Origin of the sequence: Amycolatopsis sp. NPDC021455 (assembly GCF_040640995.1) — a bacterium.
In the GTDB taxonomy this organism is placed as follows: Bacteria; Actinomycetota; Actinomycetes; order Mycobacteriales; family Pseudonocardiaceae; genus Amycolatopsis.
On record NZ_JBFACT010000005.1, the window covers coordinates 186,495 to 212,341 of the forward strand.

At 71.0% G+C, this 25,847-nt stretch carries 23 protein-coding genes and 1 pseudogene; 8 read left to right on the plus strand and 16 right to left on the minus strand.

The window, feature by feature from the left end; genetic code table 11:
• The 11 genes from AB0G28_RS10225 to AB0G28_RS10275 all read right to left on the minus strand — a co-directional run bounded on the left by AB0G28_RS10225 (nucleotide 1) and on the right by AB0G28_RS10275 (nucleotide 11,633).
• Nucleotides 1-669, minus strand: a complete 669-nt coding sequence (locus AB0G28_RS10225; RefSeq protein WP_361085752.1) for an HAD family hydrolase — start codon at nucleotides 667-669, stop codon at nucleotides 1-3.
• The gene (locus tag AB0G28_RS10230; RefSeq protein ID WP_361085755.1) at nucleotides 669-2,519 is read right to left on the minus strand and encodes an ABC transporter ATP-binding protein; all 1,851 of its coding nucleotides are present in this window, start codon (nucleotides 2,517-2,519) and stop codon (nucleotides 669-671) included. Before AB0G28_RS10230 ends, AB0G28_RS10225 begins: the two co-directional genes overlap by 1 nt.
• Nucleotides 2,516-4,360, minus strand: coding sequence for an ABC transporter ATP-binding protein (locus AB0G28_RS10235; RefSeq protein ID WP_361085758.1), 1,845 nt, complete (start codon nucleotides 4,358-4,360; stop codon nucleotides 2,516-2,518). Before AB0G28_RS10235 ends, AB0G28_RS10230 begins: the two co-directional genes overlap by 4 nt.
• On the minus strand, nucleotides 4,350-5,345 hold the full coding sequence (locus tag AB0G28_RS10240; RefSeq protein ID WP_361085761.1) for a R2-like ligand-binding oxidase: 996 nt from the start codon (nucleotides 5,343-5,345) through the stop codon (nucleotides 4,350-4,352). Before AB0G28_RS10240 ends, AB0G28_RS10235 begins: the two co-directional genes overlap by 11 nt.
• A complete protein-coding gene (locus AB0G28_RS10245; RefSeq protein ID WP_361085764.1) occupies nucleotides 5,342-6,970 on the minus strand; it encodes an AMP-binding protein in 1,629 nt (542 codons plus the stop codon). The genes AB0G28_RS10240 and AB0G28_RS10245 overlap by 4 nt, the downstream gene beginning before the upstream one ends.
• A 63-nt stretch (nucleotides 6,971-7,033) precedes the next feature.
• Nucleotides 7,034-7,993 (minus strand): hypothetical protein, encoded by a 960-nt coding sequence (locus AB0G28_RS10250; protein ID WP_361085767.1) that lies wholly within the window; start codon nucleotides 7,991-7,993, stop codon nucleotides 7,034-7,036.
• On the minus strand, nucleotides 7,990-9,246 hold the full coding sequence (locus AB0G28_RS10255) for a beta-ketoacyl-[acyl-carrier-protein] synthase family protein (protein WP_361085770.1): 1,257 nt from the start codon (nucleotides 9,244-9,246) through the stop codon (nucleotides 7,990-7,992). Before AB0G28_RS10255 ends, AB0G28_RS10250 begins: the two co-directional genes overlap by 4 nt.
• Before the next feature lie 13 nt (nucleotides 9,247-9,259).
• Entirely contained in the window at nucleotides 9,260-9,532 is a 273-nt protein-coding gene (locus tag AB0G28_RS10260; protein ID WP_361085773.1) for a phosphopantetheine-binding protein, read from the minus strand.
• Complete coding sequence (locus AB0G28_RS10265) at nucleotides 9,529-10,359, minus strand: class I SAM-dependent methyltransferase (protein ID WP_361085776.1); 831 nt, start codon at nucleotides 10,357-10,359, stop codon at nucleotides 9,529-9,531. The genes AB0G28_RS10260 and AB0G28_RS10265 overlap by 4 nt, the downstream gene beginning before the upstream one ends.
• Nucleotides 10,356-11,417 (minus strand): inositol-3-phosphate synthase, encoded by a 1,062-nt coding sequence (locus AB0G28_RS10270; protein WP_361085779.1) that lies wholly within the window; start codon nucleotides 11,415-11,417, stop codon nucleotides 10,356-10,358. Before AB0G28_RS10270 ends, AB0G28_RS10265 begins: the two co-directional genes overlap by 4 nt.
• Before the next feature lie 15 nt (nucleotides 11,418-11,432).
• Complete coding sequence (locus AB0G28_RS10275) at nucleotides 11,433-11,633, minus strand: hypothetical protein (RefSeq protein ID WP_361085782.1); 201 nt, start codon at nucleotides 11,631-11,633, stop codon at nucleotides 11,433-11,435.
• Nucleotides 11,634-12,068: 435 nt separating this feature from the next.
• Here AB0G28_RS10275 and AB0G28_RS10280 point away from each other — a divergent pair, with 435 nt between their 5' ends.
• The 5 genes from AB0G28_RS10280 to AB0G28_RS10300 all read left to right on the plus strand — a co-directional run bounded on the left by AB0G28_RS10280 (nucleotide 12,069) and on the right by AB0G28_RS10300 (nucleotide 19,524).
• Complete coding sequence (locus tag AB0G28_RS10280; RefSeq protein WP_361085785.1) at nucleotides 12,069-13,532, plus strand: polysaccharide pyruvyl transferase family protein; 1,464 nt, start codon at nucleotides 12,069-12,071, stop codon at nucleotides 13,530-13,532.
• The gene (gene menD / locus AB0G28_RS10285) at nucleotides 13,529-15,283 is read left to right on the plus strand and encodes a 2-succinyl-5-enolpyruvyl-6-hydroxy-3-cyclohexene-1-carboxylic-acid synthase (protein ID WP_361085788.1); all 1,755 of its coding nucleotides are present in this window, start codon (nucleotides 13,529-13,531) and stop codon (nucleotides 15,281-15,283) included. Before AB0G28_RS10280 ends, menD begins: the two co-directional genes overlap by 4 nt.
• 42 nt (nucleotides 15,284-15,325) lie before the next feature.
• Nucleotides 15,326-16,531, plus strand: a complete 1,206-nt coding sequence (locus tag AB0G28_RS10290) for a CaiB/BaiF CoA-transferase family protein (protein WP_361085791.1) — start codon at nucleotides 15,326-15,328, stop codon at nucleotides 16,529-16,531.
• Between the two features lie 126 nt (nucleotides 16,532-16,657).
• Nucleotides 16,658-17,944, plus strand: a complete 1,287-nt coding sequence (locus AB0G28_RS10295) for a helix-turn-helix transcriptional regulator (protein WP_361085794.1) — start codon at nucleotides 16,658-16,660, stop codon at nucleotides 17,942-17,944.
• Entirely contained in the window at nucleotides 17,941-19,524 is a 1,584-nt protein-coding gene (locus AB0G28_RS10300; RefSeq protein ID WP_361085797.1) for an acyl-CoA carboxylase subunit beta, read from the plus strand. Before AB0G28_RS10295 ends, AB0G28_RS10300 begins: the two co-directional genes overlap by 4 nt.
• 39 nt (nucleotides 19,525-19,563) lie before the next feature.
• Here the strand turns inward: AB0G28_RS10300 and AB0G28_RS10305 are convergent, their stop codons facing one another.
• Both AB0G28_RS10305 and AB0G28_RS10310 read right to left on the minus strand, forming a co-directional pair.
• Nucleotides 19,564-19,965 (minus strand): cobalamin B12-binding domain-containing protein, encoded by a 402-nt coding sequence (locus tag AB0G28_RS10305; protein ID WP_361085800.1) that lies wholly within the window; start codon nucleotides 19,963-19,965, stop codon nucleotides 19,564-19,566.
• A complete protein-coding gene (locus AB0G28_RS10310; protein WP_361085803.1) occupies nucleotides 19,965-21,542 on the minus strand; it encodes a methylmalonyl-CoA mutase family protein in 1,578 nt (525 codons plus the stop codon). The genes AB0G28_RS10305 and AB0G28_RS10310 overlap by 1 nt, the downstream gene beginning before the upstream one ends.
• Before the next feature lie 189 nt (nucleotides 21,543-21,731).
• Here AB0G28_RS10310 and AB0G28_RS10315 point away from each other — a divergent pair, with 189 nt between their 5' ends.
• Nucleotides 21,732-22,184, plus strand: a complete 453-nt coding sequence (locus AB0G28_RS10315; protein ID WP_361085806.1) for a VOC family protein — start codon at nucleotides 21,732-21,734, stop codon at nucleotides 22,182-22,184.
• A 144-nt stretch (nucleotides 22,185-22,328) separates the two neighbouring features.
• Here the strand turns inward: AB0G28_RS10315 and AB0G28_RS10320 are convergent.
• A pseudogene (locus AB0G28_RS10320) lies at nucleotides 22,329-22,505 on the minus strand (IS3 family transposase); the annotation flags it as partial.
• Nucleotides 22,506-22,785: 280 nt separating this feature from the next.
• The gene (locus AB0G28_RS10325) at nucleotides 22,786-23,643 is read right to left on the minus strand and encodes a LysR family transcriptional regulator (RefSeq protein ID WP_361085809.1); all 858 of its coding nucleotides are present in this window, start codon (nucleotides 23,641-23,643) and stop codon (nucleotides 22,786-22,788) included.
• 166 nt (nucleotides 23,644-23,809) lie between these two features.
• Between AB0G28_RS10325 and AB0G28_RS10330 the strand changes: the two genes are divergently transcribed.
• Both AB0G28_RS10330 and AB0G28_RS10335 read left to right on the plus strand, forming a co-directional pair.
• Nucleotides 23,810-24,547 carry an alpha/beta hydrolase gene (locus tag AB0G28_RS10330; RefSeq protein ID WP_361085812.1) on the plus strand — a complete coding sequence of 246 codons (738 nt, stop codon included), beginning with the start codon at nucleotides 23,810-23,812 and terminating at the stop codon, nucleotides 24,545-24,547.
• Nucleotides 24,544-24,987, plus strand: a complete 444-nt coding sequence (locus AB0G28_RS10335) for a nuclear transport factor 2 family protein (RefSeq protein ID WP_361085814.1) — start codon at nucleotides 24,544-24,546, stop codon at nucleotides 24,985-24,987. The genes AB0G28_RS10330 and AB0G28_RS10335 overlap by 4 nt, the downstream gene beginning before the upstream one ends.
• 224 nt (nucleotides 24,988-25,211) lie before the next feature.
• Here the strand turns inward: AB0G28_RS10335 and AB0G28_RS10340 are convergent, their stop codons facing one another.
• Nucleotides 25,212-25,490: an ATP-binding protein gene (locus AB0G28_RS10340; protein WP_361085816.1), complete on the minus strand. Its 279-nt coding sequence runs from the start codon at nucleotides 25,488-25,490 to the stop codon at nucleotides 25,212-25,214.
• Nucleotides 25,491-25,847 lie beyond the last annotated feature (357 nt).

The window sequence follows — 25,847 nt, forward strand, 5'->3', positions numbered from 1 at the left end:
CTAGCCCCGGTTCGCGTTCGCCAGCAGCACCGGCAGGTCGGTGAGCGTGTCCAGCACGAACCGGCAGTGCCGGGAGGTCTCGGTGTCCCGCAGGATGTATCCCCACGGGCCGCGGCGGATCCACGCGGTGGCGAGACCGCACCGCTGCGCCGGCCGGACGTCGTTGTCCAGCCGGTCGCCGACGTAGAGGATCCGCTCGGCGGGTACCCCGGCGACCTCGACGACCTTCTCGAAGAACGCGTCCTTCGGCTTCTCCACGCCCCAGTTCTCGGACGTGCCGATGAAGTCCACCGGGAGATCGAGACCGTGCAGCGTGCGCTCGTTGCGGGCGGTCTGGTTGCCGGCCAGGCCGACGCGGACGCCGAGCGCGCGCAGTGCCGACAGGCAGCCGATCGCGTCCGGGTAGAGGTCGTCCGCCGTGAACACTTCGGGGACGCCGAGTTCGGCCCGCTTCTTGCGTTCCTCGTGCAGGTCGAACCCCGGGCGGAAGCGCTGGAAGGTGTCCCGGTAGTCCCCGCCGGTCGCGATCACGGCACCGAACACCGAGGAAAAGGTCTGCCGGGGCACTCCGAGCCAGTCGGCCCAGGCGCCGTACTCCCACGTCTCGTCGAGGATCGTCTCCCCGACGTCGAAGACGACCGCTTCGATGACAGCACCGTTCTGGGACATCAGCTTCCTCCGTCGTGTCCGGCTGGGCGTAGCGGCGCGTCCGGCAGCGCGCCAGGGGATGGGGGCGGCGAAGACCGGCCGTGGATGGCCGCGTGCATGCGGAAGAGCTCGGCGTAGTAGCCGTCCCGGGCCACCAGCTCCGTGTGGCCGCCGATTTCGTGGATCCGCCCGTCGCGCAGCACCACGATGAGGTCGGCCGTGCGGACGGTGGCGAACCGGTGGGACACCAGCACGGTGACCGTGCCGTGCTCGCGGGCCAGCCGCCGTGCGCTCTTCGTGTAGTTCTCGAACAGCGCCTCTTCGACGGCCGGTGCGAGACTGGCGGTCGGCTCGTCGAGCATCAGCAGCACCGGGGCGTCCCGCATCATCGCCCTGGCCAGGGCGAGCTGCTGCCACTGACCGCCGGAAAGCCCGGTGCCGCCGGAGAGGTGCTCGTCGAGGCCGGCCGGGTGCGTCGCCGCGAGACCGCTCCCGTCCGCGCGGGCCAGGGCGGCGCGGACGGCGTTCTCGTCGTCGAGCCGGGGCAGGTCGCCCACGCCGACGTTCTGCCCCACCGTGAGCTCGTAGCGCGCGAAGTCCTGGAAGGCCACCGAGATGCGGTCGTGCCAGGTCGCGGCCGGCACGGTGGCCAGGTCGACGCCGTCCACGAGCACGGTGCCGTCATCCGCCTGGTACAGCCCGGCGAGCAGCTTGACCAGCGTGGTCTTGCCCGCGCCGTTCTCGCCCACGATCGCGACCGTCGTGCCCGCGGGGATGCGCAGGTCCAGGTCCCGCAGGACCGGCCGGGTCCGGTCGAACCCGAAGGTCACGGACCGGAGTTCGATGCCGGAACGCAGCGAGGACGGCAGCCGGCCGGCCGCGTCCGAGGCCCGAGCGCCCGCCCGCGTCGCGTAGTCCTCGAGCCAGCGGAGGCTGTGCACGGTGGACGAGATGGTGCCCAGCCGGCCGACGGTCTCGCCGATCTGCGCGAACTGGACCTGAGCCCGGCGCACCAGCACGATCGTCATGAGCAGCTGCCCGAGGCTGGTCTCGCCCTCGGCGGCGCGCACGATGACCAGGGCGATCCCGGCGAGGAACAAGCCGGCGAAGATCACCCAGCCGAGCGCGCGCAGCGAGCCCGACGCGGCGGCACCCACGGCCGTTCCGCGCGTGATCCGGTCCGACAGGCGGAGATGCCTGCGCAGCAAGTCGTCCGCGGCCCGGTAAGTCCGCAGTTCAGGGCCGTATGCGGGCGTGACGGTCACCGTGAACAGGTCGTCGGCGAGCCGTCGCTGCTCCCGCAGGGCGTCGTCGAGGCGTCGCTGCGGCCGTTCGGCGACGCGGTCGGCGAAGTAGGGAATCAGGCCGGCGAACGCGAGCGCGGCCAGCGGCGGATACACGGTGGCCAGCAGGATCACGACCACGGCCAGCCGCACCACCACTCCGAGCAGCGCGATGGCCTGGCGGGGGTAACCCGAGAGCAGCTTCACCCGTTCCTGCACCAGCTCCAGGTGCCGCAGGTAGCCGGGCCGCTCGAAGTGCTCGATGCCCGGCACCGAGTTGATCAGGCCGGCGATCCGGCACCTCAGCTGCATGCCGGCGCGCTCGGTGAGCCCGGCGACCAGGTTGGCGCCGAGACCGCCGCACACCCAGCCCGTGACGTAGAGCAGGGCCATCAGGATCGCGCCGAGCACCACCGCCGATCGGTCGTCGGCGAGGAAGCCGTCGGTGAACATCCGCAACCCGAACGGGTACAGCGACAGGCTGAGCGCGCCGGCGACACCTACCGTCGTGGCCGCCCACGTCCAGCGCGGCGCCGTACCCCGGCTGAGCTCGTCGAGCAGCCGCAGGTTCCCGGGAGACCGGCTCACGGCGACTCCACGGCGAACCGGCCGGCCTGGAGCCGGAACATTTCCGCGTAGTGGCCTCCGGCGGAGACCAGTTCGTCGTGGGTGCCGCTCTCCGCGACGCCGGTTTCGCCCAGCACGTGGATGCGATCGGCCAGCCGCACGGTCGGGAAGCGGTGCGAGATGAGCACCGTGGTCACACCCCGGGTGAGGTCGAGGAAGTCCCGGTAGAAATCCGCCTCGGCCCGGACGTCGAGAGCCGCGGTCGGCTCGTCGAGCACGAGTACCGTGGCCCCTTGCCCGAGGGCGAACATGGCACGCGCCAGCGCGATGCGCTGCCACTGGCCGCCGGACAGGCCGACGCCGCCGGGGTAGGAGGCGGAAAGCCTGGAGCCGGTGCCGTCCGGCAGCCCGGCCACGAACGCGGCGGCGCCGGCCCTGGCCAGCGCGGCCCGGACGTCCCGTTCGTCGGCCGCGACGGCCCCGCCCAGGGCGACGTTGTCCCGCACGGACAGGGGCAGGCGCAGGAAGTCCTGGGTGATCAGGGCGATGCGCTGCTGCCACTGACCCGCGTCGAGCTCCCTCAGGTCGACGCCGTCCACGGTGATGCGTCCGTCGACCGGCTCGTAGAGCCGGGCCAGCAGCTTGACCAGCGTGGACTTCCCGGCCCCGTTGGTCCCGACGATCGCGGTCGACCGGCCGGCCGGGATGGTCAGGCACAACCCGTCGAAGACCGCCTTCTTCGCCTTCGGGTAGCCGAACCGCACCCCGGAGAACTCGATCGCGGTGCGTACCTCGGCCGGTGCCGGGCGGGTGCCGGACAGCGCCGAGGCGGCCCGGCCCAGCCGGGCGTCGAGCCCTTCCAGGCGCCGCAGCCCGTCGGACATCCATTCCAGGGCGATGTCGTGGTAGGAGATCCCGCCGACGGCGGAGGTCAGCAGCAACGACGGCACCAGCAACCCGATCCGCGTCAGGCTCAGCTCGCCCTTCAGGGCGGCGTCCGCGAGCAGCCAGCACACCAGCAGGTACACCACGGCCATCGCGGCGCCGATGCCCAGCACCACCCGGGTCAGCCCGGTGCGCGAGCGCCACACCTCGCGCATCCCATCCAGCCAGAGGGCGCGGTACCGGTCGATCAGCCAGTTCGCCAGGCGGAAGACCCGGACCTCCTTCGCGAACTCCGCGGCACCGGCCACCCGGGCGAAGTAGCGGGCGCGGTGCACCAGCGCGGCGTCCTGCTGCAGGGCGACGGTCTGGCGGGCGATGATGCGTCGCAGCGGGACCCGCGCCGCCTGCCATGCGCCGAGCAGGAGGAGCCCGAGCCACCAGTGCCAGGTCGCGACGATGGCGCAGGCGAGGACGCCGCTGAGCCGGTCGCTCATGATCCGCAGCAGCATCAGCGGCGCTTCGGCCGGCGCGAAGTTGGTCAGCGCGCCCTGGGCGATGGCCAGCCCCGTGGTCACTTCCGGAAGCTCGAGGTGGCTCACGTCGGGAAGACGGTTCAGCGACGAAGCCAGCCTGCGCTGCAACGAGTACGTGAGCCGGACGGCGACGATCGAGCCGATCGAATCGACCGCGACGTCCACGACCATGGCGCTCACCAGGACCACGGCGGCCACGGCGAACGTGCGCCACAGCTGCGTCGCTTCGGCGGAGTCCAGGCCGGCCCGCACCACGCCCGGCACCCGGCCGGCGAGCACGGCCATCAGGACGACGAAGGCCGCGGGCAGGACGGCGGTGAGCACGGCGCACAGCGCCAGCGCGCTGCTGGCCAGCGGACAGTGCCGGAAGCTGAGCCGGACGACCAGCCAGTAGCCGGGCAGCACGGCACGGATTCCCGCCCGGCCCGGGCGTTCAGCGGCCATCGCGGGTCCTCGACGGCAACCCCGCGGCCGCCCCCAGCAACCGCTCGGCCCGGTTCGCCGCCTCGGCGTCGTCTTCGGCGAACCGGTCCTCCAGGTCCTCGGGCGAGAACGGGGAGGCGTCCTCCGGGGCGTCGTTCCCGCGCACCGCACCTTCGATCGCGCGCAGCCGGCGTTCCACGCGGCCGCGTGCGAACTGTTTGGTGACCCGCCTGCCGAACCGGAACGGCGTGTCGTTCATCTGGTCGAACACCCAGTCCAGCGCGGACATCGCGGCCGGCCGCAGCTCGGCGAAGGTCCGCTCGGCGATCGCCCAGTTCGCCCGGTCGGCCGCGACGTGCCGGCGGCACGTGTGGGTTCCCCAGGCCATGTGCCGGCGCTCGTCCTCGCCGATGAGGCGGATCAGCTCGGCCATGCCGGGCAGGATGCCGAGGCTGCGGCAGAACACCCCGAACGAAAAGTAGCCGGTGAGGGCGAGCGTGCCTTCGACGATGTGGTTGTAGATCACCGAGGCGACCACCTGGTTGGCCGGCGAAGGATCGTCGTCCAGCGCGTGCAGGGCCGCGGGCAGCCGCCGGTAGAAGATCTCGCGGTAGCCGGGGTTGCCCGCGACGTAGCCGTGCAGGTCCTCGGTCAGCCCGACGGCGTTCAGCCAGCGGCAGAACACTTCGGTGTGCCGCGCTTCCTCGAAGGCGAACTGGGTGAGGTACAGGGAATCGCCCAGCCGCCCTTCGGCCGAGATCGCCCGCGCGAAGGGCTGGATGTCGGTCGCCACCGCTTCCTCGCCCGCCACGAACATGGCGACCTGGAAGGTCAGCGCACGCCGGTAGGACTCCGGGAGCCGGGTCCAGTCGGACGCGTCTTGCGCGAAGTCCAGGTCGGCGGGGTTCCAGAACTTGCGGTTCCCTTTGGCCAGCAGGCGAAGCGGCAGCGAGTCCCAGTCCAGCCGTCGCTCGGTGAGCACCTGGAAGCCGGTCCGTGTGGTCATCCCGGCGTCCCCGCGTCGAGGGGGAGGAGCTCGCCCGCGAGGTACCGCTGCCACATGGTCCGGCGCCGCGGCTTGCCGCTCGTGGTGCGTTCGATGGTGCGGAACGGCCCGCGGACGACGTCGATCGCGACGCCCGCGGTGAGGTGTGCCAGCAGCTTGGTCACCCGCGCCACCATGTCCTCGGGCACCTCTTCCAGCACGGCGACCGCGACCGGCTCGGTCCCGCGGCTGCCCAGCAGCACCGCGACCGCGTGACCGGGCATGCCCAGTTCACGCAGTGCCACTTCGAGGTCTTCGGCGAACAAGGCCCGCCCGCGGACCTTCATGCTGTCGCCGAGCCGGCCGACCGGGAACAGCTCGCCGTCGAGCAGCAGCCCGGCGTCGCCGGTCTTCAGCTCCGCACCGGCGAACGCCGTCAACGACGCCGAATCCGCCACGTTCGAGACGTACCCGTCCGCCAGGGACGTGCCCGACACGACGATCTCACCGACCGTGCCTTCCGGTACCGGGTTGCCGTCGTCGTCCACGACGCGGACGTCGACGCCCTCGACCGGCGTGCCACAGCCGACGAGCGCACCGGGTGTGCCGCCGGTGTCCACGGCCCGGCCCTCTTCGTCCAGCCGGACGTAGCGCGGCTCGCGCCGCCGGGTCAGGCCGCTGACCGCGAGCGTGGCTTCGGCCAGGCCGTATGCGGGCGTCAACGCGGACCGCTCGAACCCGAACGGCGCCAGCAAGGCGGTGAACTGCTCGAACACCACCGGATCCAGCCGTTCCGCGCCCACGACGACCGACCGCCAGGAGGAAAAGTCCATTCCGGACAGCCGGTCGGGGGTGACCCGCCTGATCACCTGGTCCAGCCCGAAGTTCGGCATGGTGCCGATTTCCGCGCCCCCCGCCTCGCCGAAGCAGCGCAGGTAGGCGAGCGGGTCCCGCACGAAGTCACCGGGCCGCAGGCTCCAGCAGTCGGCCTGGTGGGCCGCCGGCATCAGCAACCCCCCGATCAGCCCCATGTCGTGGTGGAACGGCATCCAATGCGCCGAGCGGGGGCGGTCGCCGAGGTCGAGCCAGTGGTGGATCGCCCGCATGTTGCTCGCCAACGCGCGCCTCGACACGCGGACGCCCTTGGGGTTCCCGCTGGAACCGGACGTCAGCTGCAGCAAGGCCAGCTCGGCCGGCTCGGTCCGGAACGGCTCGCCGCTCGCCAGCAAGTCTTCGTAGCTGACCAGCTCGCTGCCCGCGGCGGTGACCGCATCCGAGAACTGCGCGACTTTCTTCGCTTCGGTCACCACCTTCTTCGGGCGGGCGACGCCGAGCACCCGGGTCAGGTGGGCGTTGTACTGACCGCTCTGGTGCCAGACGGCCGCCGGTGCCACGGGCGACACGGTGGCGCCGGCCAGCATCGCGCCGAAGAACGTCACCACGAACTGCGGGCCGGACGGCAGCACGGCCACGACGACATCGCCCGGCTCGACACCGGATCCGGCGAGCGCGCCCGCCATCAGGCCGGCGCTCTCGGCCAGCCGCTGGTAGGACCAGAAGTCCCAGCCGTCGGAACCGAGAAAACTGATGCCCTGGTCGGGTCGCGGGTCCTCGGTCCAGGACAACACGTCGGCCGGCTCACGCATCGACGACTCTCCTTTCGGCGGAAGTTCCGCGCTGTTTCGTCGGGGGCGGCGAATCGCCGCGGTTCACACGTCGGGGAAGTAGCGCAGCTGCGACCACTGATCGACGTGCCGGGTGATGACGTCCTCCACGGCGGGAGCGAGATGGTCGAAGAAACTTTGTGCGTCGTCCGTCGGGGGAGTCAGCTCCCGATACTCGAAACGCACGGTGCCCGCTTCGGTCAGGACCGAATAGCCGAGCACGACCCGCAGCCCGTGCCGGCGTGCCATCTCGTAGGGCAGCACCGAAACGTTCCTGCGCAGGCCGAACAGCGGCAGTTCGGCGGTGTTCCGGGACACGTCGGCGCCGACCGCCGTGTCCGGCTGCCACACCATCGAGAACCCGCGGCGAACCGCTGTGTGCAGGAAGCGGCCGACGAACGGGTTGGGGACGGGGAGCAGGCGGATCGCGGCGCCGGGAGGGAAATCCAGGAGATCGGCGATCTTGGACAGCAGCAGGAAAGGCGCGCCCTGCGGGCTTTGGTTCCGGTAGACCGGCATCACCACGCGGCCCCCCAGCAGCGCCATGTGCAGCGGGACCGCGAACAGCGGCCCGATGTGGGGGGTGACGAGCAGCGCCGGTCCGCCGGCTGCCGACGGTGTGTCGCCCCGCGCCGGAAATTCGTTCGTCCCTTCGAACTCCGCCAACGTCCGGAGCAGCCCGCTCGCCCGGTGCCGCACCAGCCACGTGATCGAATCCGCCATCGCGCGGTGCCCGCCGTGCGCGTCGACCGCCGCGCGCAGCCGGTCCGGCAGCAGGTCCGGGGAGGGGAGCCGGATCTCGCGATTGGCGACCTTCGCGCTGATGTTGCCGAACTTCCGGGCGACGGCGGCGAGCCGGTCGGCCACCGGCAGCCGGGCCAGCGCACGGCCTCCGTCCCGGCCGTGCAGATCGAGGTCGATCACCGCGGGCAGGGACTGGCCGGCGCTACGCAACGTCTCATCGGAGAGCACCGAAATGGACACGGCGCTGTCGTTCCCGCTCACGCGGCGGCCACTTCGCCGGGCGCCGACCGCAGGACGAGCGCGCTGTTGTGCCCGCCGAAGCCCAGGTTGATCTTCAGCAGCACCCGGATGTCCCTGGTGATCCCGTGCCTCCCGGCCAGGTCCATGCCACAGTCCGGGTCGGTGCGGCGCAGGTTCGCGATGGGGGGCGCGAACCCGTTCCGGAGCGCCAGCAGTGCCGCTGCCGTCTCCAGCGCGCCGCACGCGCCGAGCGTGTGTCCCAAGATCGACTTGCCCGCCGAAAAGGTGACCTGGTCGGCCCGGTCGCCCAGTGCGGCACGGATGGCGAGCGCTTCGACCGGGTCGTTGTCCTTGGTCGAGGTGCCGTGCGTGTCCACGTGGTCCACATCGGACGGTGCGATCCCGGCGTCCGACAGGGCGAGCCGGATCGCCTGTGCGGCCTGCTGCCCGCCGGGCAACGGCCGGGTCGGGTGGTGGGCGTCGCAGGTCGACCCGGTGCCGACGATGAGTCCGTAGATGCGGGCTCCCCGTGACACGGCCGAGCCGACCGATTCCAGATGCAGCGCGGCCGCGCCTTCGGCCGGCACAAGACCGTCACGGTCCACGTCGAAGGGACGGCTCGCTGTCGCGGCTTCTTCGCCCGATCGCTTGCTCACCGCGCCCAGCCTGCTGAACGACCGCAGGGCCAGGCTCGAGATCCAGCACTCCACCCCCGACGCCACGACCTGTTCGGCACGGCCGAGCGCGATGTGGTCGCACGCGAGCGCGATCGCGTCGGTGGACGCCGCGCACGCGGTGCCGATCGTCAGGCAGCGGCCGCCGAAACCCAGTAACTGGGCCGTCACGGTGGCGGGCGTGTGCGAGAGGATCTTCAGCGGAGCGAGACGATCGGTGCTGCGCCACACCCCGTCCCGGACCGAGAACAGTCCGGGCATCTCGGAGAAGCCGCCGAGCGACGTGCCGCACACGAGCGCGTGGCCGGCGCAGTCCTTGACGCCGGCGTCCACCAGCGCCTTGTGGACGACCGCCAGGTGCATCTGCTGGAACCGCGACATCCGGCGCAGTTCGGAGCCACCCACCACGTCGGGCTCCTCGAAGTCGACCACCCCGCCCACCGCACACCCCGATGCCTCGGCGAGCTCTCCCGGCAGCGCCCGGTGTCCCGACCGGCCGGAGCGCACCGCGGACCAGAACCCGTCCAGATCACTGCCCACACACGATTCGACGCCCAAGCCGGTGACGGCTATCGGTTGCACGGCCCCCGCCCCCTTCACTCACCGGTCCGGTTCAGTCGACGGCGGTGGCCGGCGCGGCGATCAGCTCGTTGACCAGGTCGATGACGTCCTGGACGGTCACAAGCCGCTCGAAACTCAGCTCGTCGTCGTCGATGTCCAGGTCGAGCTCGCGTTCGAGGATGGTGAGCATCTCCAGCGCCCCGATCGAGTCGATGCCCAGCTCCTCACTGTCGAAGAGGCGGGCGTCCAGCCGGACCTCGGCGCCGGCGTCCAGATTGCCGACCGAACGCACGGCGTCCAGCACGACATCAACCACGTTGCTCATCGTCCGTTCTCCTGCCCCTGAGTTTGGCCGCCGTCCCGCCGCGCCACCACCAGCAGGTAGTCGCGCCGGACGCCGGCGAGGTCCACTTTCGACGCGACCTCGCGCACCGACTCGATCAACGCCGGCCCGGCCACCTCCGGGTCGACACCCGTGAAGACACCCGAGGCGAACATCTCCGAGCCCACCGTCGCCTCGGCCAGTTCCTGGTCGAACGACAAGGCGAGCACTTCTTCGGCGAGCGTGGTGAATCCGGCCGCACCGAGCCACGAACGCAGATCCGCCCGGTTCAGCTGGAGCCGCCCGGCCGCGAAGCGGTCGAGCCGCACCCCGGTCACGCCGGCGCGTGCCATCCGTTTCATGGCGCCGCGAAGCACCTTTGCGTACACGGGCACCGCGCTTGCGCTGACGGCCCCGTCGAAGTATCCGCTGAGCAGGGCGAACAGGCCGCCCGGCGCCAGCATGGCGGCCACCGACCGCACCGCGTCCGGCACACTTTCCGCCAGGTGCAGGGAGTTCGCGGCGAAGACCCGGTCGAACCCCCGTTCCGGCACGACGCCGGTCATCTCCTCGAAGCCGCAGCGGTAGGTCGCGTGCACCGTCTTCCGGTGGGCCCGGGTGAAGGCGAGCATGCCCTCGTCGGGGTCCAGCGCGGTGACCGCGACCCCGGCCGGGCCGTGCTCCTCGATGACCGACGGCACGATCCCCGTGCCCGTCCCGACGTCGAGCACCCGGCAGCCGGCCGTCAGTTCGGCCCGCTTCACCATGACCTCGCACATCCCGCGGTATCCCGGGTGGTCGTCGACCTTTTCCCAGCGGGCGATGCTCATTCCGCCGCGCTCCGGCTTTCCGCGGCCGCGTCCAGTTCTTCGAACGAGGTGTTCACCGCGGACTGCGAATACGCGCCGTGGCCGTCGGGCGGGGACTTGAGCAGGGCGGCCGCGGCGGGGACGAAGCCCTTCAACCCGATCCGCCGGGCGGCCACCGCGATCCGCACGAGGTCGATGATCACGCCCGCCGCGTTGCTGGAGTCCTGGACGCGCAACCGCAGTTCCAGGTTCACCGGGGTACCCGCCCAGCCGATGCCGTCCAGGCTGACGTAGGCGACTTTCTGGTCGCGCAGCCCGGCGACGTAGCCGCCGGAGGGGATGATGTCGACCCGGTCCAGCGAGAGCCCGTCCTGGGCGATGGCGTTCAGTTTGGACGCTTTCTTGCTCTCGCCGTGCTCACGCAGGTTCCGGAAGTCCTCGTTCCCGCCGATGTTGATCTGGTACGTCTGGTCCAGGGTGATGCCGCGTTCCCGGAGCAGGGCCAGCAGCGAACGGTGCACGATCGAAGCCCCGAAGTGCGAGGCGAGGTCGTCGCCCAGCACCGGAACACCCGCGGCGACGAACGCGTCGAGCATCCGCTGGTCCCGCGAGACCAGCTCCGGCGTGCAGTTGACCAGCGCCACCCCGGCCGCCGCCGCGGCGGTCGCGTAGGCGGTCGCGGCCCACTGCAACCCGGTCGGCAGCGAGTACACCAGCACTTCGGCGCCGCTGCGGCGGAGTGATTCGGTCACCCGCCGCACGTCGGCGTCCGGGTCGTGCTCGCGGATACCGGGTTCGACGCACACTCCGGTGGCGGGCAAGGTGACGTCGAGCCGCGGATAGTTGTTCTTGCCGGCGAGGATCGCGTCGGCCACGTCGAGGCCGATCTTGGCCGGACTGACGTCGTAGGCCGCGACGAATTCCACGTCGTGCGGACGCAGTGCACCGATCACCGGCCGGCGGATGCCGGGCAGCTCGGGATCTTCCCCGGCCGACCGGCCTTCGTAGTAGCGAACACCCTGGACCAATGCGGAAATGTTGTTGCCGACCCCGGCCACGGCGACTCTCGCCTGAACCACGGAATTCCCCCATCTCTAGAACCGCGCGAATATGAATTCGCCCCATGGATAAATGACTTGACCACGGTCCGGCAAAGCAATCGACAATGACCGCGCGGCGGACTGGTTCGGCTTCAGGCGCTCGAACGGCACCAATACTGCTGCCACGAGAAAGGTGACGTCACGGACAAATGCGACATCACTGTGATTGATCACCCCCATGATCAACAAATCCACCCCTGAACCCGCCGAGGCGGGTTCTCAGCACACTGCCCGACCACACGTTACCGCGCAATCTGCCATTTGGGGTACTTGGTCATGAGTTCCCGCGTGGTCCGGCGTTCCGTCCATGACCGCCGGGTGTGGGCGGATGTCCGATATCCGGCGAATTCGCCCGAATCGGCCGGTTGGCCGGCGGGTTGACAAGGCCCGGCCGGGTCATATACTCGATTTTCATTTGGCCGAGATCCACTTCGGTCTTCCAGGGGGAATCAACGACTTCGACCGCGCCGCCGCGGTCGTATATGGACATTCGCGACATACTCGTCCGCCGGGCCAAGGGGGTGCCCCGGCTGGTGACGGATCTCGGTTGTGACAAAGGGATCGCCGTCGTCTCACGTCGGATCGACCGACGCCGAACGGCGTCGAGTACGCGCGCCAGAAGGGGGTGCCGTGGTGGGCAATGGCCTGGACGCCGGTGTGCTGAGCCGCCGGCTGCGCGAGTTTCTCCGCTCGTCGTCGCCGGAGGTCACGATGTTCCGGCACATGGAGGACATCGTGACGCGGCACCGCACGCGCGGGTGGGCGCGGACGGCCCGGGAATCGCCGTTGCGCTTGTTCCTGGCCGGCTATTCGGGAACCGGCAACATCGGCGCGGACATCCGGGTGGCGGAGATGGTCCGGCAGCTGCGGTACCTGTTCGGGCCGCGGGCGATCGCGTTCGAGCGGCTGGCCGTCGGCGATCACGGGGCCGCGGAGCCGGTTCCGGATGTCGGTGTCGTCAAGGTGGACCGCTACCTGCCGGAGGTGCTGGAGGATCGGGTGACGGCCGCGGACGGGGTCGTGGCCTGTGAAGGGTCCATGTTCAAGTCCTCCTTCTCCAACGTGCTGGCGTTGTTGCTGACCGGGAGCCTGGCGTTGGCTTCGGCACAGCACAAGCTGGCGGTCGCCTGGGGAGCCGAGGCGGGCGAGATGGACCCGCTGCTGAGCGACTTCGTCGAGCGCTTCTGCGCCGAAGCCCTGACAGTGGCCAGGAATCCGGCGAGCGAGCGGCTGCTGGCCGGGCTCGGCTTGCGGACGTACCTCGGTGCCGACCCGGCCTGGACGTACTGGCCCGCGCCCCGCGAGCGCGCCGAGGAGCTGCTGCGTTCGGCCGGTTGGGACGGCACCCGGCCGATCACCTGTGTCTGCCCGGTGAACCCGTTCTGGTTCCCGGTCCGGCCGGACGTCGGCCGGGTCCGGGAACTGGCCGGCGCCGCGGAAGACCCCGCCGACCACTTCGGAGCACTCCTGTTCCACGAGAAGTCCCCGGAGTCGGCTCGCCGGTACCACGCGTACCTCGACCAGCTGGCGGCCGCGTTGCGGGAACACGCCCGCTCCACCCGGTTTCTCGTCCTCGTCGGGATGGAGCGGCTGGACCGGCGGGCGTGTGCGGATCTGTCGGAGCGTCTCGGCGGGGCCGTGCCGATCCTGACCGCCGACGAGCTGTCCGCCGCCGAGACGGTGGCCGTGCTGCGCAGAGCGGACCTCCTCGTCAGCTCCCGCTACCACGCCGTCCTCACCGCGACTCCGGGGCTGGTGCCGACCGTCGGCGTCGCCACCGACGAGCGGATCCCCAACCTCATGCACGAGCTGGGCCGTCCCGACCTCTGCGTGGCGGCGGACGCCCCCGATCTGGAAACCCGGCTGGGACAGGCCATCGCGGCGGCGGGTTCCGACATCGACGGCCTGAACGCGGCGCAAGGCCGGCTCGTGGCCGGACAGATCACCCGGATCGGTTTCGGTGGCCGGCGCGTCGCCGAAGAGCTGGCGCGGCTTCACCCCGGCTTCCACCGGCTCGACACCGGCGCGAGCTGGGAGCGGTTCGTACCGGACGTCGACCCGGCCGTGGCGGGACTGCTGGAGTCGAACGCATGACCGCGGTGGACACCCGGTCCTGGGTCGACGACTACAACCCCAACGCCCTGTGGAGCCGGCTGCTGGTGGAACAGCTCGTCGCCGCCGGGATCCGCGATGTCGTGCTCTGCCCCGGTGGGCGGTCCGCCGCGATGGCCCTGCAGATCTTCCACGACCCGAGGCTGGCCACCACGGTGCAGACCGACGAACGCATCGGCGGGTTCACGGCGCTCGGCATGGCACTGGCGAGCGGCCGGCCGGCCGCGGTGTGCACCACTTCCGGCAGCGCGGTCGGCAACCTGGTTCCCGCGCTGCTCGAAGCCGACGCGTCGAAGATCCCCCTGGTCGTGCTCAGCTGTGACCGTCCTGTCGGGTACCGGGGAACCGGCGCTTGGCAGACCACCGACCAGCTGGCCATCTGCGCCCCGTTCGTCCGGGCCGCGGTCGATCTGCCGGAACCCGGCGACGACGTCCCGGCCATGAGGGACGCGCTGCGGGAAGCGGCGGCGACCTTGGCCCGTGCCACGCGCGGGGGAGACGAGGGCCCGGTGCAGCTCAACATCCCGTTTCCCGGGGCGTTGTGCCCCACGGCCGAGCAGCCGGGCTGGCTCGGCGCGCCGGCCGGACCCGCCGTCTCCGCCGTGGGAGTGCCACCCGTCGACGGACCGGCGCCGCGAACCGAGGCCGTCACGGAGCTGCTCGACGAACTCGGCGTGGGGCCCGGCCTGCGGGGGCTGATCGTCGCCGGGCCGGGCTTGCGGGTGCCGAGGTCCGCGGTGGACATCCTCGCCGAGACGACCGGTTATCCGGTGCTGGCGGATGCCGCCAGCGGCCTGCGCCGTCCCGCGGTGCGGAACGTCGTCTGCGAGGCGGACGCCCTCGTCTTCCATCCGTTCCTCGCCAAGACCAGGCCGGAGCTGATCATCCGCCTCGGGCAGGCTCCGGTGTCGCACACCGTGCACAGCTACCTGAAAGCTCAGGACTGCCCGCAGCTGCGGGACGTGGGCACCGATGTCCCCGGAGACGTGCTCAGCGATGCCTCGCACGCGCTCGGGCCGGTGGACGCGGCGGTCGCGCGGCGGCTCGGTGAGCGCCTCGGCCCCGGCGACGAAGAATGGCGGACGTGGTGGGAAGACTCCGCCGCGCGTGCCCGGCGCGGGCTCGAGCACGGGCTGCGCAAGCTGGCCTGGGGCGAGTCCAGGGCGGTGGCCACGATCTGCCGGGCCGGCGACGGTTTCGGCTTCGTCCACCTCGCCAATTCGATGGCGATCCGCAACGGCAACCTGCACCTCGGCCCGGAGCCGGTGGCACAGCCGGTGTTCGCCAATCGTGGTCTCAACGGTATCGACGGCACCATCGCCACGTTCGCCGGGGAGCTGATCGCCACCCAGGCACGGGGACTGCTGCTGATCGGCGATCAAGCGGCCTGCCACGACCTCTCGGCGCTCGGCGCGTTGAGCCAGGACGGGTTGCGCGGCTGTGTCTGCGTCGTCAACAACGGCGGTGGCGCCGTGTTCGACTTCGTGGCCTGCCACCGGCTGCCCGGATACCAGGAGGCCATCCGCCATCCCCCGGCCGTCGATTTCGCCGGCGCGGCGCGGGCCTTCGGGCTGCCGTTCCGCCGTTGTCTCGATCAGGCCCAGCTCACGCGGGCTCTGACCGATCCGGACCTCCGGGCCACTGTCACGCTCGTCGAGGTGGTGGTCCCGCCGGACTCGCTGGCCGGTGAACTCGACCGGCTGTTCCTGAGCATGGTTCGCCGGCGCCGGTGAGCGCGGAATGCGCGACCGGCCCAGTGCCTTGGAGGAGTGTCGATGACCGAGACGCCCGGCTCGGCGGCCGTTGTGCGGGACGCGGCCGCCCAACCGCTCGGTGGCATCAGGGTGGTCGCGCTGGAACACGCCGTCGCCGGACCCCTGTGTTCGCGTCACCTGGCGGACCTCGGCGCCGACGTGGTGAAGGTCGAGCCACCGGCGGGTGACCTCGCGCGGCACTACGACACCGTGGTCAACGGCCAATCGACGTACTTCGTCTGGGCCAACCGGGGAAAACGCAGTGTCGTGCTCGACCTCAAGTCCGAGCGGGGAAAGCGGGTCTTCCGCCGGCTCCTGGACAGCGCCGATGTCTTCGTCCACAACCTCGGTCCCGGCGCGGTGGACCGCCTCGGATTCGGCCGTGACACGCTCCGGGAACGCTTGCCCCGGCTGGTCCACTGCGCGATCTCCGGCTACGGGCTCGACGGTCCGTACCGGGACCGCAAGGCTTTCGACTTGCTGATCCAGAGCGAGGCCGGGCTCTTGTCCGTCACCGGAGAGCCCGGGCAGCCGGCCAAGGCCGGGGTTTCGGTCGCGGACATGTGTGCCGCGGTCTACGCGATGGCGGCGATCGTCGCCGCGCTCCGCCGCCGGGACGTCACCGGCAACGGCGCCTTCCTCGACATCTCGATGCTGGACTGCCTGAGCGAATGGATGGTGCCGCCCGCCTACTACCGGCTTTACGCCGATACGCAGCTTCCCCGGGCCGGCGCCCGGCACAACATGGTGGTGCCCTACGGCGTTTACCCCACCGGAGGCGGTGAGCACGTCAACTTCGCCGTGCAGACGGCCGCGCAGTGGCAGCGGCTGTGCGAACGGGTTCTCGATCGGCCGGAATGGGCCGGCGATCCCCGGTTCGCCACGAACGAGCTCCGCGTTCGCCACCGGGCCGAGCTGGAACCGCTGATCGAGGCGGAATTGATCGGCCTGGGCACGGAAAAGGTCACCGAGCGGCTGCTGGCCGCGGGCATTCCCACGGCGGCCGTGAACGACCTCGATGGCCTGGTGAAGCACCCTCAGCACGCGGCGCGGGGCCGGTGGACCTTCGCCGACTCGCCGGGTGGCCCGGTCCGGGTGCTGCGTTCGCCGTTCACCATGGACGGAACCGCGGAGCCCGCCGGCGCCGTACCGGGCCTCGGTGAACACACGGACGAAATCCTGGCGGAGCTCGAAGGGAAGGCCGTCGGCGTCGACGAGATTTCCTGAACGGCCGGTATCGGCGGTGGCAGTATCCGGGTAGGCAGGCGCTACCTGGGGGATGGGGGGCTTTTGTCTTTGTTCGTCAAGGTGTCGCCTCCGGGTGCGGCACTTCTCGATGGTGAAAATCCGTATGTGCCCGAGAGCCGTTTTCCGCGGCATCCTTTCCCGGGCGCCGTCGACGATTTTCCGCCGGGGGCATGCGCTGCCGTCGACTGTTTCCGGCAGTCCGCGTGGGCGTGGTTCGACGGCCGCCTCGACGCCGCACTCGGCTACGCGGCGGCGGCCGCGGGTGCCGGCTGTGCCGGCACGCACGAGCCGTGTGAGCTCGCGCCCCACTGGTATGTCGCGCTGCTGAGCAAAGCCCGGGAATTCGAAGCCGCCTGGCGGGCGTACGGCAGGCTCCGGCCGCGCCGTACCACGGCGGAATCGCCACGGGCGGCGGCGGCGTCCCGCATCGTGCGGGGCGAACTGCTGTGCGCCATGGGCCGGGCGGACGACGGGCTGGCCGAGGTGGCCGCCGGAGCGCGGATCGCCGAGCGGGCCGGTGTCCGGGCATTGCTGCCCGCGGCCTACGTGATCGTGGCTCTCGGCGCGCTGCGGCGCGCCGACATGCGCGTTTGCCGGCATTTCGTGGACAAGCTCACCACCGAGGCATTGCTGGGTTACTTCGGCCAGGCAGCCGGCGCGTGGGTGACCGCGCTGGCGGCGGAGGCACGCGGCGGGGTGGCCGGTGCGGCCGGGCTGATCACCGGCATCGTCACCAATCCCGTCGCCCTGCGGCAGTTGCTGGTGTCCGAACCCGCGGCGGCGTCGTGGCTGGTGCGCGCCACCGGGAAGCTGGGGGAGCGCGATCTGGCCGGGGTGGTCGTGGCGACGGCGGCCGAGGTCTCGGCCAAGCATGCGCGGTTCCCGGTGACCAGGGCGGCGGCCCTGCATGCCGCGGGAATTCGCGAAGGCGATTTCCCCCGGCTGTCGGAAGCGTCGAATCTCTATCCCGACCGGTGGTGCGGCGCCTCGGCTTTGGAGGACATGGCCGGAGTGCTGGCCGCACGACGGTCCGAACGCGCGAACGCGATTCGTGTTCTCGAGTCCGCATTGGACACGTACACCGCTGTCGGCGCCAACCGGGACGCCGCCCGCGTGGTGAACAAGCTCCGGGACTTCGGGGTGCGGCGAGGCGTGGCCCGCGCCGGGGAATGCGAGGGCAACCTTCCGCACGGGCTGACCGGCACGGAGTTCGCGGTCGCCGAGCTCGTGAGCCGCGGCCACACCAACGACGAAGTGGGCCGGCAGCTGTTCATCTCCCGGCACACCGTGGCGTTCCACCTCAAGAAGGTGTACCGGAAGATGAATGTCACGTCCCGGGTCGAGCTGGCGGTCAACTGGAACACGGCTCGACCCGAAGGGGTTCGCACATGACCGAGATCAGGCCGGCGTCGGCCACCACCGCCGACCGCCTCAAGGAGCTGTACCGCCGCACCGAGGAGGCTGTCGCGCACGGTGCGGCCCGCGCGGCCGAGCGCCAGCAGCCCCTCGGCCGGATGACCGCGCGGGAACGCATCGAGCGGCTGCTGGACCCCGGGTCGTTCGTCGAGCTCGACGCGTTCGTCCGGCACCGGTCGACGAACTTCGGCCTGGACCGCAACCGGCCGCTCGGCGACGGGGTGGTGACCGGGTACGGCGATGTGGACGGCCGGCCGGTCTGCGTGTACAGCCAGGACGCCAGCGTGTTCGGCGGGTCGCTGGGCGAGACGCACGGCGGCAAGATCGTCAAGGTGATGGACCTCGCGGTGCGCACCGGCCGGCCGATCGTGGGCATCAACGACGGCGCGGGCGGGCGGTTGCAGGAAGGCGTGGTGGCGCAGGCGATCTACGGTGAGATCTTCCGCCGCAACGTCCGGGCGTCGGGCATCGTGCCGCAGATTTCCCTGATCCTGGGGTCCTGCGCGGGCGGGGCCTCGTACTCGCCGGCGCTGACCGACTTCGTCGTGATGGTCGACGGCAACTCGCACATGTTCCTCACCGGACCGGGCGTCATCCGGGGCGCGACCGGCGAGGAGGTGGGCATGGAGGAGCTGAGCGGCGGGCTGACGCACAACACCCGGTCGGGCAACGCCCACTACCTCGCCACGAGCGAAGAGGACGCGATCGGCTACGTGCAGCAACTGCTGTCGTACCTGCCGGCCAACAACTTGACCGATCCGCCCTCCTACGCCCCCGCCGGCGTGCCCCTGGACGCCGTCGACCTGGACACGCTGATCCCGGACCTGGCGACCCAGCCCTACGACATGCGCGACGCGGTGCGCGCGGTGGTCGACGACGGCGAACTCCACGAGGTGCAGGAGTTGTACGCACCGAACATCATCGTCGGCTTCGCCCGCGTCGAGGGCCAGAGCGTCGGCGTCGTCGCCAACCAGCCGGCGTACCTGGCCGGCTGCCTGGACATCAACGCGTCGGAGAAAGCCGCGAGGTTCGTCCGCACCTGCGACGCCTTCAACGTTCCGATAGTGACGTTCGTGGACGTGCCCGGTTTCCTCCCGGGCACCGAACAGGAGTGGAACGGCATCATCCGGCGTGGTGCCAAGCTCATCTACGCCTATGCCGACGCGTCCGTCCCGCTCGTCACCGTCGTGATGCGCAAGGCGTACGGCGGTGCCTACGACGTAATGGGGTCCAAGCACCTCGGCGCCGACCTCAACATCGCGTGGCCCACCGCGCAGATCGCGGTGATGGGCGCCGCCAACGCGACCGACGTGCTGCACCGCAGGGCGATCGCCGAGGCCGCCGCGCAAGGCCACGACGTGGCGGCACTGCGCGCCAAGCTGGCCCAGGAGTACGAGGAAACCCTCCTCACCCCCTACCTGGCCGCCGAACACGGCTACCTCGACGCCGTCATCCCGCCGGCCCGGACCAGGGAGTACGTGGCCACCGGGCTGAGGGGCCTGCGGGGCAAGCGAGATCTCCGGCCGCCCCGCAAACACGGGAACATCCCCTTGTAGCGCTCGGCGGATCTCTTCGGCAGGGCGCCGGGCAGGGGGTCATCCGGAGGTGTCCTGCCCGGTCAGCCTGCCGATCTCGGCGACGAGCACGTCCAGGGCCGTGCCGGTCGGGAAGACCGCCGCCGCGCCCGCTTCCCGCAGCCGGGGCACGTCCGCGCGCGGGATCGTGCCGCCGACGACCACGGCGATGTCGCCGGCGCCGGCGGCCCGCAGCCGCTCGACGACCCGTGCCGTCAACGACAGGTGCGCGCCGGACAGGATGCTGAGCCCGACCAGGGCGACGTCCTCCTGCACCGCGGCGGTCACGATCTCGTCGACCCGCTTGCGGATGCCGGTGTAGATCACCTCGAACCGGGCGTCGCGCAGTGCGCGGGCGACGATCTTCGCGCCCCGGTCGTGGCCGTCCAGACCGGGTTTGGCGATCAGCACCCGGGCCGGCATCAGAACACCACCGGCTGGCGGAACTCGCCCCAGACCGCCGTGAGCGCGCCGGTCATCTCGCCGATCGTGCAGTAGGCGTTGGCGCAGTCGATCAACGCCGGCATCAGGTTTCCCGTGCCTTCCGCGGTCGCCGACAGGGCGGCCAGGGCGGCGCGCACCGCGGTGGCGTCCCGCTCGGCCTTCACCCGGGCCAGCCGTTTCACCTGGCGGTCCGGGCCTTCGGCGTCGAATTCGTCCCTGGCCGGTTCGGGCGGTTCTTCGTCCGAGGTGAAGCGGTTGACGCCGACGACCGGGTGCGTTCCCGCCTCGGTGTCCCGGTGCAGCCGGTACGCCTCGTCGGCGATGAGCCCCTGGAGGTAGCCGTCCTCGATGGCGCGGACCATGCCGCCGTGCGCCTCGAGGCCGGCCATGATCTCCACGATCCGTTCCTCGGTCGCGTCCGTCAGCGCCTCGACGAAGTAGGAACCGCCGAGCGGATCCACGACGCGAGCCACCCCGGTCTCGTACGCGAGGATCTGCTGGGTCCGCAACGCGAGCGTCGCCGATTCTTCGCTCGGCAGGGCGAACGGCTCGTCCCAGGCGGCGGTGAACATCGACTGCGCCCCGCCGAGCACGGACGCCATCGCCTCGTAGGCGACGCGGACGACGTTGTTGCTCGCCTGGGGCGCGTACAGCGAGGCTCCGCCGGCGACACAGCCGAAGCGGAACATCGCCGCCCGGTCGGTCTTCGCGCCGTACCGCTCGCGGACGATCGTCGCCCAGCGTCGCCGGCCCGCCCGGTACTTGGCGATCTCCTCGAAGAAGTCGCCGTGCGTGTAGAAGAAGAACGAGATCTGCGGGGCGAACTCGTCGATCGTCAGCCGGCCCCGGGCCAGCACGGTGTCGCAGTAGGTGATCCCGTCGGCGAGGGTGAAGGCCATCTCCTGGACGGCGGTCGCGCCGGCGTCCCGGAAGTGCGCGCCGGCCACCGAGATCGCGTTGAACCTCGGCACTTCGGCCGCGCAGAACTCGATGGTGTCGGCGATCAGCCGCAGTGACGGCTCGGGCGGCCAGATCCAGGTGCCGCGTGCGGCGTATTCCTTGAGGATGTCGTTCTGGATCGTGCCGGTCAGTTTCGCCCTGGGCACGCCGGCGCGCTCGGCGGCGGCGACGTAGAACGCCAGCAGGATGGCGGCCGTGCCGTTGATCGTGAAGCTCGTGCTGATCCGGTCCAGCGGGATGCCGGCGAACAGGACCTCGGCGTCGGCGAGCGTGTCGATCGCGACCCCGGCCCGGCCGACTTCCTCGGCCACTTCCGGATCGTCGGAGTCGTAGCCGCACTGGGTGGGCAGGTCGAGCGCGACCGACAGGCCGGTACCGCCCTGCTCCAGCAGGTAGCGGTACCGGCGGTTGGACTCCTCGGCCGTGCCGAACCCCGAGTACTGCCGGAACGTCCAGAGCTTCCGGCGGTAGCCGGTGGCGAAGTTGCCCCGCGTGAACGGGAACGTGCCCGGGTCCGGCGGATCGCCGGCCCGGTCCGCCGGACCGTAGACGGCGCGGACCGGAATGCCCGACGGGGTGCGGAGGCCGTCATCCATGGCCGGTCACGCCGTTTCGCTCGCGGCGACGGGACCGGCGCCGACCAGTGCCATTTCGAGCGGGCCTTCCTCTCGGTGTCCGACGGGGTGCGGACGTACCCACCTGGTCAGGTTCACCGAAGCCGGGCGACGGGGCCATTACCAAGGTGGGTAGTTCTGCGTGCTGGCGGATGTCCTTATCTTCAGGACATGTCGAGCGAACCCGTTGTCACCGCGATCGACCACGTCGGCATCGCGGTCCCCGACCTGGACGAGGCCATCGCCTTCTACACCGGCGCCTTCGGGCTGGTGGTGACGGCGATCGAGGTGAGCACGGAACAGGGGGTGCGCGAAGCCATGCTGCGCGCGCCCGGGGACGACGGCACGGGCACCGCAGTCCAGCTGCTCGCGCCGCTGACCCCGGGCTCGCCCGTCGGCAGGTTCCTCGCCCGCAAGGGGCCCGGCCTCCAGCAGCTCGCCTACCGGGTGGCGGACGTGGAGCGGATGTCCGCGGCGGTCAAGGCGCACGGCGGGAAGGCGATCTTCGACGGGCCCAGGCGCGGCACCGCGGACAGCCGGGTGCAGTTCTTCCACCCCAGGTCCACCGGCGGCGTGCTGGTCGAACTGGTGGAGCCGGCTCCGGACCGAGGCCGCAGACGCTAAGCGGGGCGTGAAGCGGCCATCGACGGGCCATCACTGCGCGCATCCCGCCTGGCTCGCGAAAGCCTCTACTCGTACTACGCGGAACTCGTCGACCCGGCCGACCTGGTCCGCGAATGCGGAGGCAAGGTCCCGAGCTGACCGGTTGCTCCCGCGGTCGCTGTGAAACACCGCGTTGTGGGCGATGAGGCCGCGGGCGGCGGCGAGGTCGATGGCGTCGCAGACCAGGGTGGTGCGCATGTGGTCGGCCATGGCGTGGCCGATGATGTTCCCGACCAGTCGTTGTCCCGGCGCCGATGCGGTGAACTCCCGCCGAATCAGGTCCTGTACTGGGGTGATCGGGCCAGCGGCGAAAACCGGAGCCATCGGCGAACCGCCTTGTCCGGCTCAACGAAACGGTCAGCCGGCTAAGGATGTGCGCGGATCATGTAACCCGTGCGTCGGGTGTGGGTGCCGGCTGGGCTGCGGTGCTCGTCGCGTGGCGGCGCGGAGTAGCCGATGACGATGCCCGCCTGCGCGCCGGAGATGGCCGTCGACGCCCAGCGCCAGGCCGTCAATGTCGGGGCGCCGTCCGCTGGCCAGAGTCACCTCCGCCCCGGCCAGGTTACTCGTCGCGGCGGCTGGTGAGGTGGCGGCGTGCCATGGCCGCGAAGTGCTGGATCTCGGGCATGGTGCGGTGACGGGTGTAGGCGAGCGCGACGATGACCGGTTCGGCGCCGTGGATTTCGACAGCCGTGACGTCGTCGCGGCGGTAGTAATGCGCAACGCCGGCGGGGAGAACGCAGAATCCCTCTCCGGCGGCGACGGCTTCCAGCCGTTCTTCGACGGCGACGAGCGGACGTCGGCGGGGTGCGCTGTCGCCGCGCCAGCCCGGGAGCGAACCGGGGTCGTCGACCAGCGGCATGGTTCGCAGGTCCTCCAGGGACAGAGTGGTGGATCGGGTCAGTGGGGAGGACGCTGGGACTACGGCGACCCGGGGTACGTCGAGCAGTTCGACGTGGCGCAGTTCGCGGGATTTCAGCGGTAGCCACACGAAGCTGACGTCCACGGTGCCGTCCAGCAGGTAGGGCTCTTGCTCGACGATGGGGACGTAGCGGGCGTCGACCGACACATCCGGGTGTGCGGCGCGGAACTCGGCCAGCAGGTCGGTGAACGGCACACCGGGCATGAAGCCGATGGTGAACTCGTTGCCCAGCCGTGCGGCGGCGCGGACCCGGCGTTCGAGGGCGACGGCGGAGGCCAGCAGTGGTACCGCGTCCTCCAGCAGCTGACGGCCGGCGCCGGTGAGTGCGGTGCCGCGGCGGTCGCGGGTGAACAGCGTCACGCCGAGGGACTGTTCGAGTGCCTGGATCTGGCGGCTCAGGGCCGGCTGGGTGATGTGGAGTTCCGCCGCGGCCCGGACGTAGCTCTGGCTCTGGGCGACCGCGACGAAGTAGCCGAGCTTCCGGAGGTCGAGGGACATGCCGGGAGCCTATGCCAACCCCATGCCGGTCGAGTTGCCGTTCTCATGCCGGGAAGGCATGAGAGGGGCGGAAAGAAGCATTGGCGGGACCGGCCGCCCCCAGGCCAACCTCTGAGGTACCTCCCACTCGGGAGAACGTCACCTCACCTCGATTCAAGGAGCTTTTGTGGGCATCTTCGGCCGCCACCCATCCCCGCCCGCCGACGGGGCCAAGCCGACCATCGTGGTCGTGCACGGCGCGTTCGCCGACGCCACGGCCTTCGGCGACGTCGCCGCCCGGCTGATCGGCGACGGCTTCCCGGTCATGGCGGTGGCCAATCCGCTGCGCGACCTCCACGGCGACGCCGCCTACGTCCGCTCGGTCCTGGACACCGTCGCCGGGCCGGTCGTCCTGGTCGGACACTCCTACGCCGGATCGGTCATCACCCAGGCCGCCGCGGGCGCCGGGAACGTCAAAGCGCTCGTCTACGTCGCCGCCTTCATCCCCCAGGCCGGCGAAAGCTCGGCGGAGCTCAACGGCCGGTACCCCGGTTCGCAGCTGACCCCGGACAACCTGATCCTGGTGCCCACCCCGGACGGCCGCACCGACCTGTACATCAAGCCGGAGCGCTACGAAGAGGTCTACGCCGGCGGGTTGAGCGCCGAGCAGGTCCGGATCGCCGCGTTCGCCCAGCGTCCCATCACCAGCGAAGCCCTGGGCGGCGTGGTGTCGGAGGTTCCCGCCGATGACCTCCCCAAGTGGCAGGTCGTCGCCACCGAGGACCACGCGGTTCCGGCCGAACTGCAGCGGTCCCTGGCCGACCGCGCCGGCGCGAAGATCATCGAGGCCGACTGCGGCCACGACGTGGCCGCCGCCCGGCCCGAGCAGGTCATCGAAGCCGTGCTCGCGGCGGCCGCCGCATGACCGGCGAGCCTGTGGTGCCCGGCTGGATCCAGGAGTACGTCGACGCCTGCAACCGGCACGACGCCGCGGCGGTGGTCGCGATGATGACCGAGGACGTGCAGGTGGTCGACACCGCGTTCGGCGGGGAGTTCACCGGCCGCGAGGCGGTGCGGCAGCTCCTGCTCGGCATGGACGCGGGCCTGTCCAGCGACTACCGGTTCACCGTCCGCAAAGTCGTCACCTCGGGGACGGACTACGCCTTCGAATGGGTGCTGACCGGAACCCACGACCGGGCCAACCCGGAACTCGGGCTGCCCGCCACCGGCAAGGCGTTCGCCGTTCCCGGGCTCACGATCGGAAGCCGGCGCAACGGCATGATCACGCAGAACCGGGACTACTGGAATCTCGCCGGGTTCCTGACCCAGGTCGGGCTGATGCCCGCGCCCGGCCAAGGTGACTGACCCAGTCTGCCGAGCCGGCCCGGCCCCGAAAGCGGGAAACGATGAGGAATTGGTGGCGCATGGTGGACGAAACGATCATCGGAGCGGTGATCTCCGCGCTGACCTGCAAGCTGACCGAGGGCCGGTCCCGCCAGGGCTTCGCCCGTTGCCGGCGGGATCAGCCCGGTCATCCGGCTCACGGATCGCCGGCAGCCAGTCGGAAGTCCGGCTGACGCGTGTCCAGGTCATGGGGACAGTGGTGCCGGCTGAGCTGGGTTCGATCGTGGCGTGATCGGCCAGGTGTGGATCAGCGGCAGGCCGCGGCCGCCCAGCAGGCCGGAGCGGGGAGCAGGCTGCCATTGGTCGTGGTCGCGGATGGTGATGGTCACGGCCGTCCCGGCCTGGAGGGTGGAGGTGCCGGGGCGGTCGGGATAGGCGTGGACGACGACATCGGCCATGGCCTCGTGCACCGCCCGCAACAGGCCCGGACCCGTCCGGCCGGCAAACCGGCGCTGGTAGCCCATGCGGCGAGCTGGTCGCGCAGAACGCTCAGCCGGGCCGGGGCGGCCAGGACGTTCCGGTGGTGCAGATCCGCGGTGGTGGCGGAGTCTGCTGAATGACCGGCGGTGAAGGTCATTGCGGCAGGGCTGCGGCGAGCGCGTCCGCGTGGCTGGTGAACACCGGCAGCAGCTGATCCAGCCCGCTCCGCTGGGTGCGGCTGCGCTGGCCGTGGTGGCCACGCTCGGCGTGGTGACATCGGCCTCCGCTGACTCCAACGGACAGTGGTGCTTCAAATGGAGAGGGCTCTGGGCGAGACGATCGAGGGGCATACAGCCCGGCCGGCCGGGCAGGGCCCTGTTCGGAGCCGAGCTGGTCGGCGG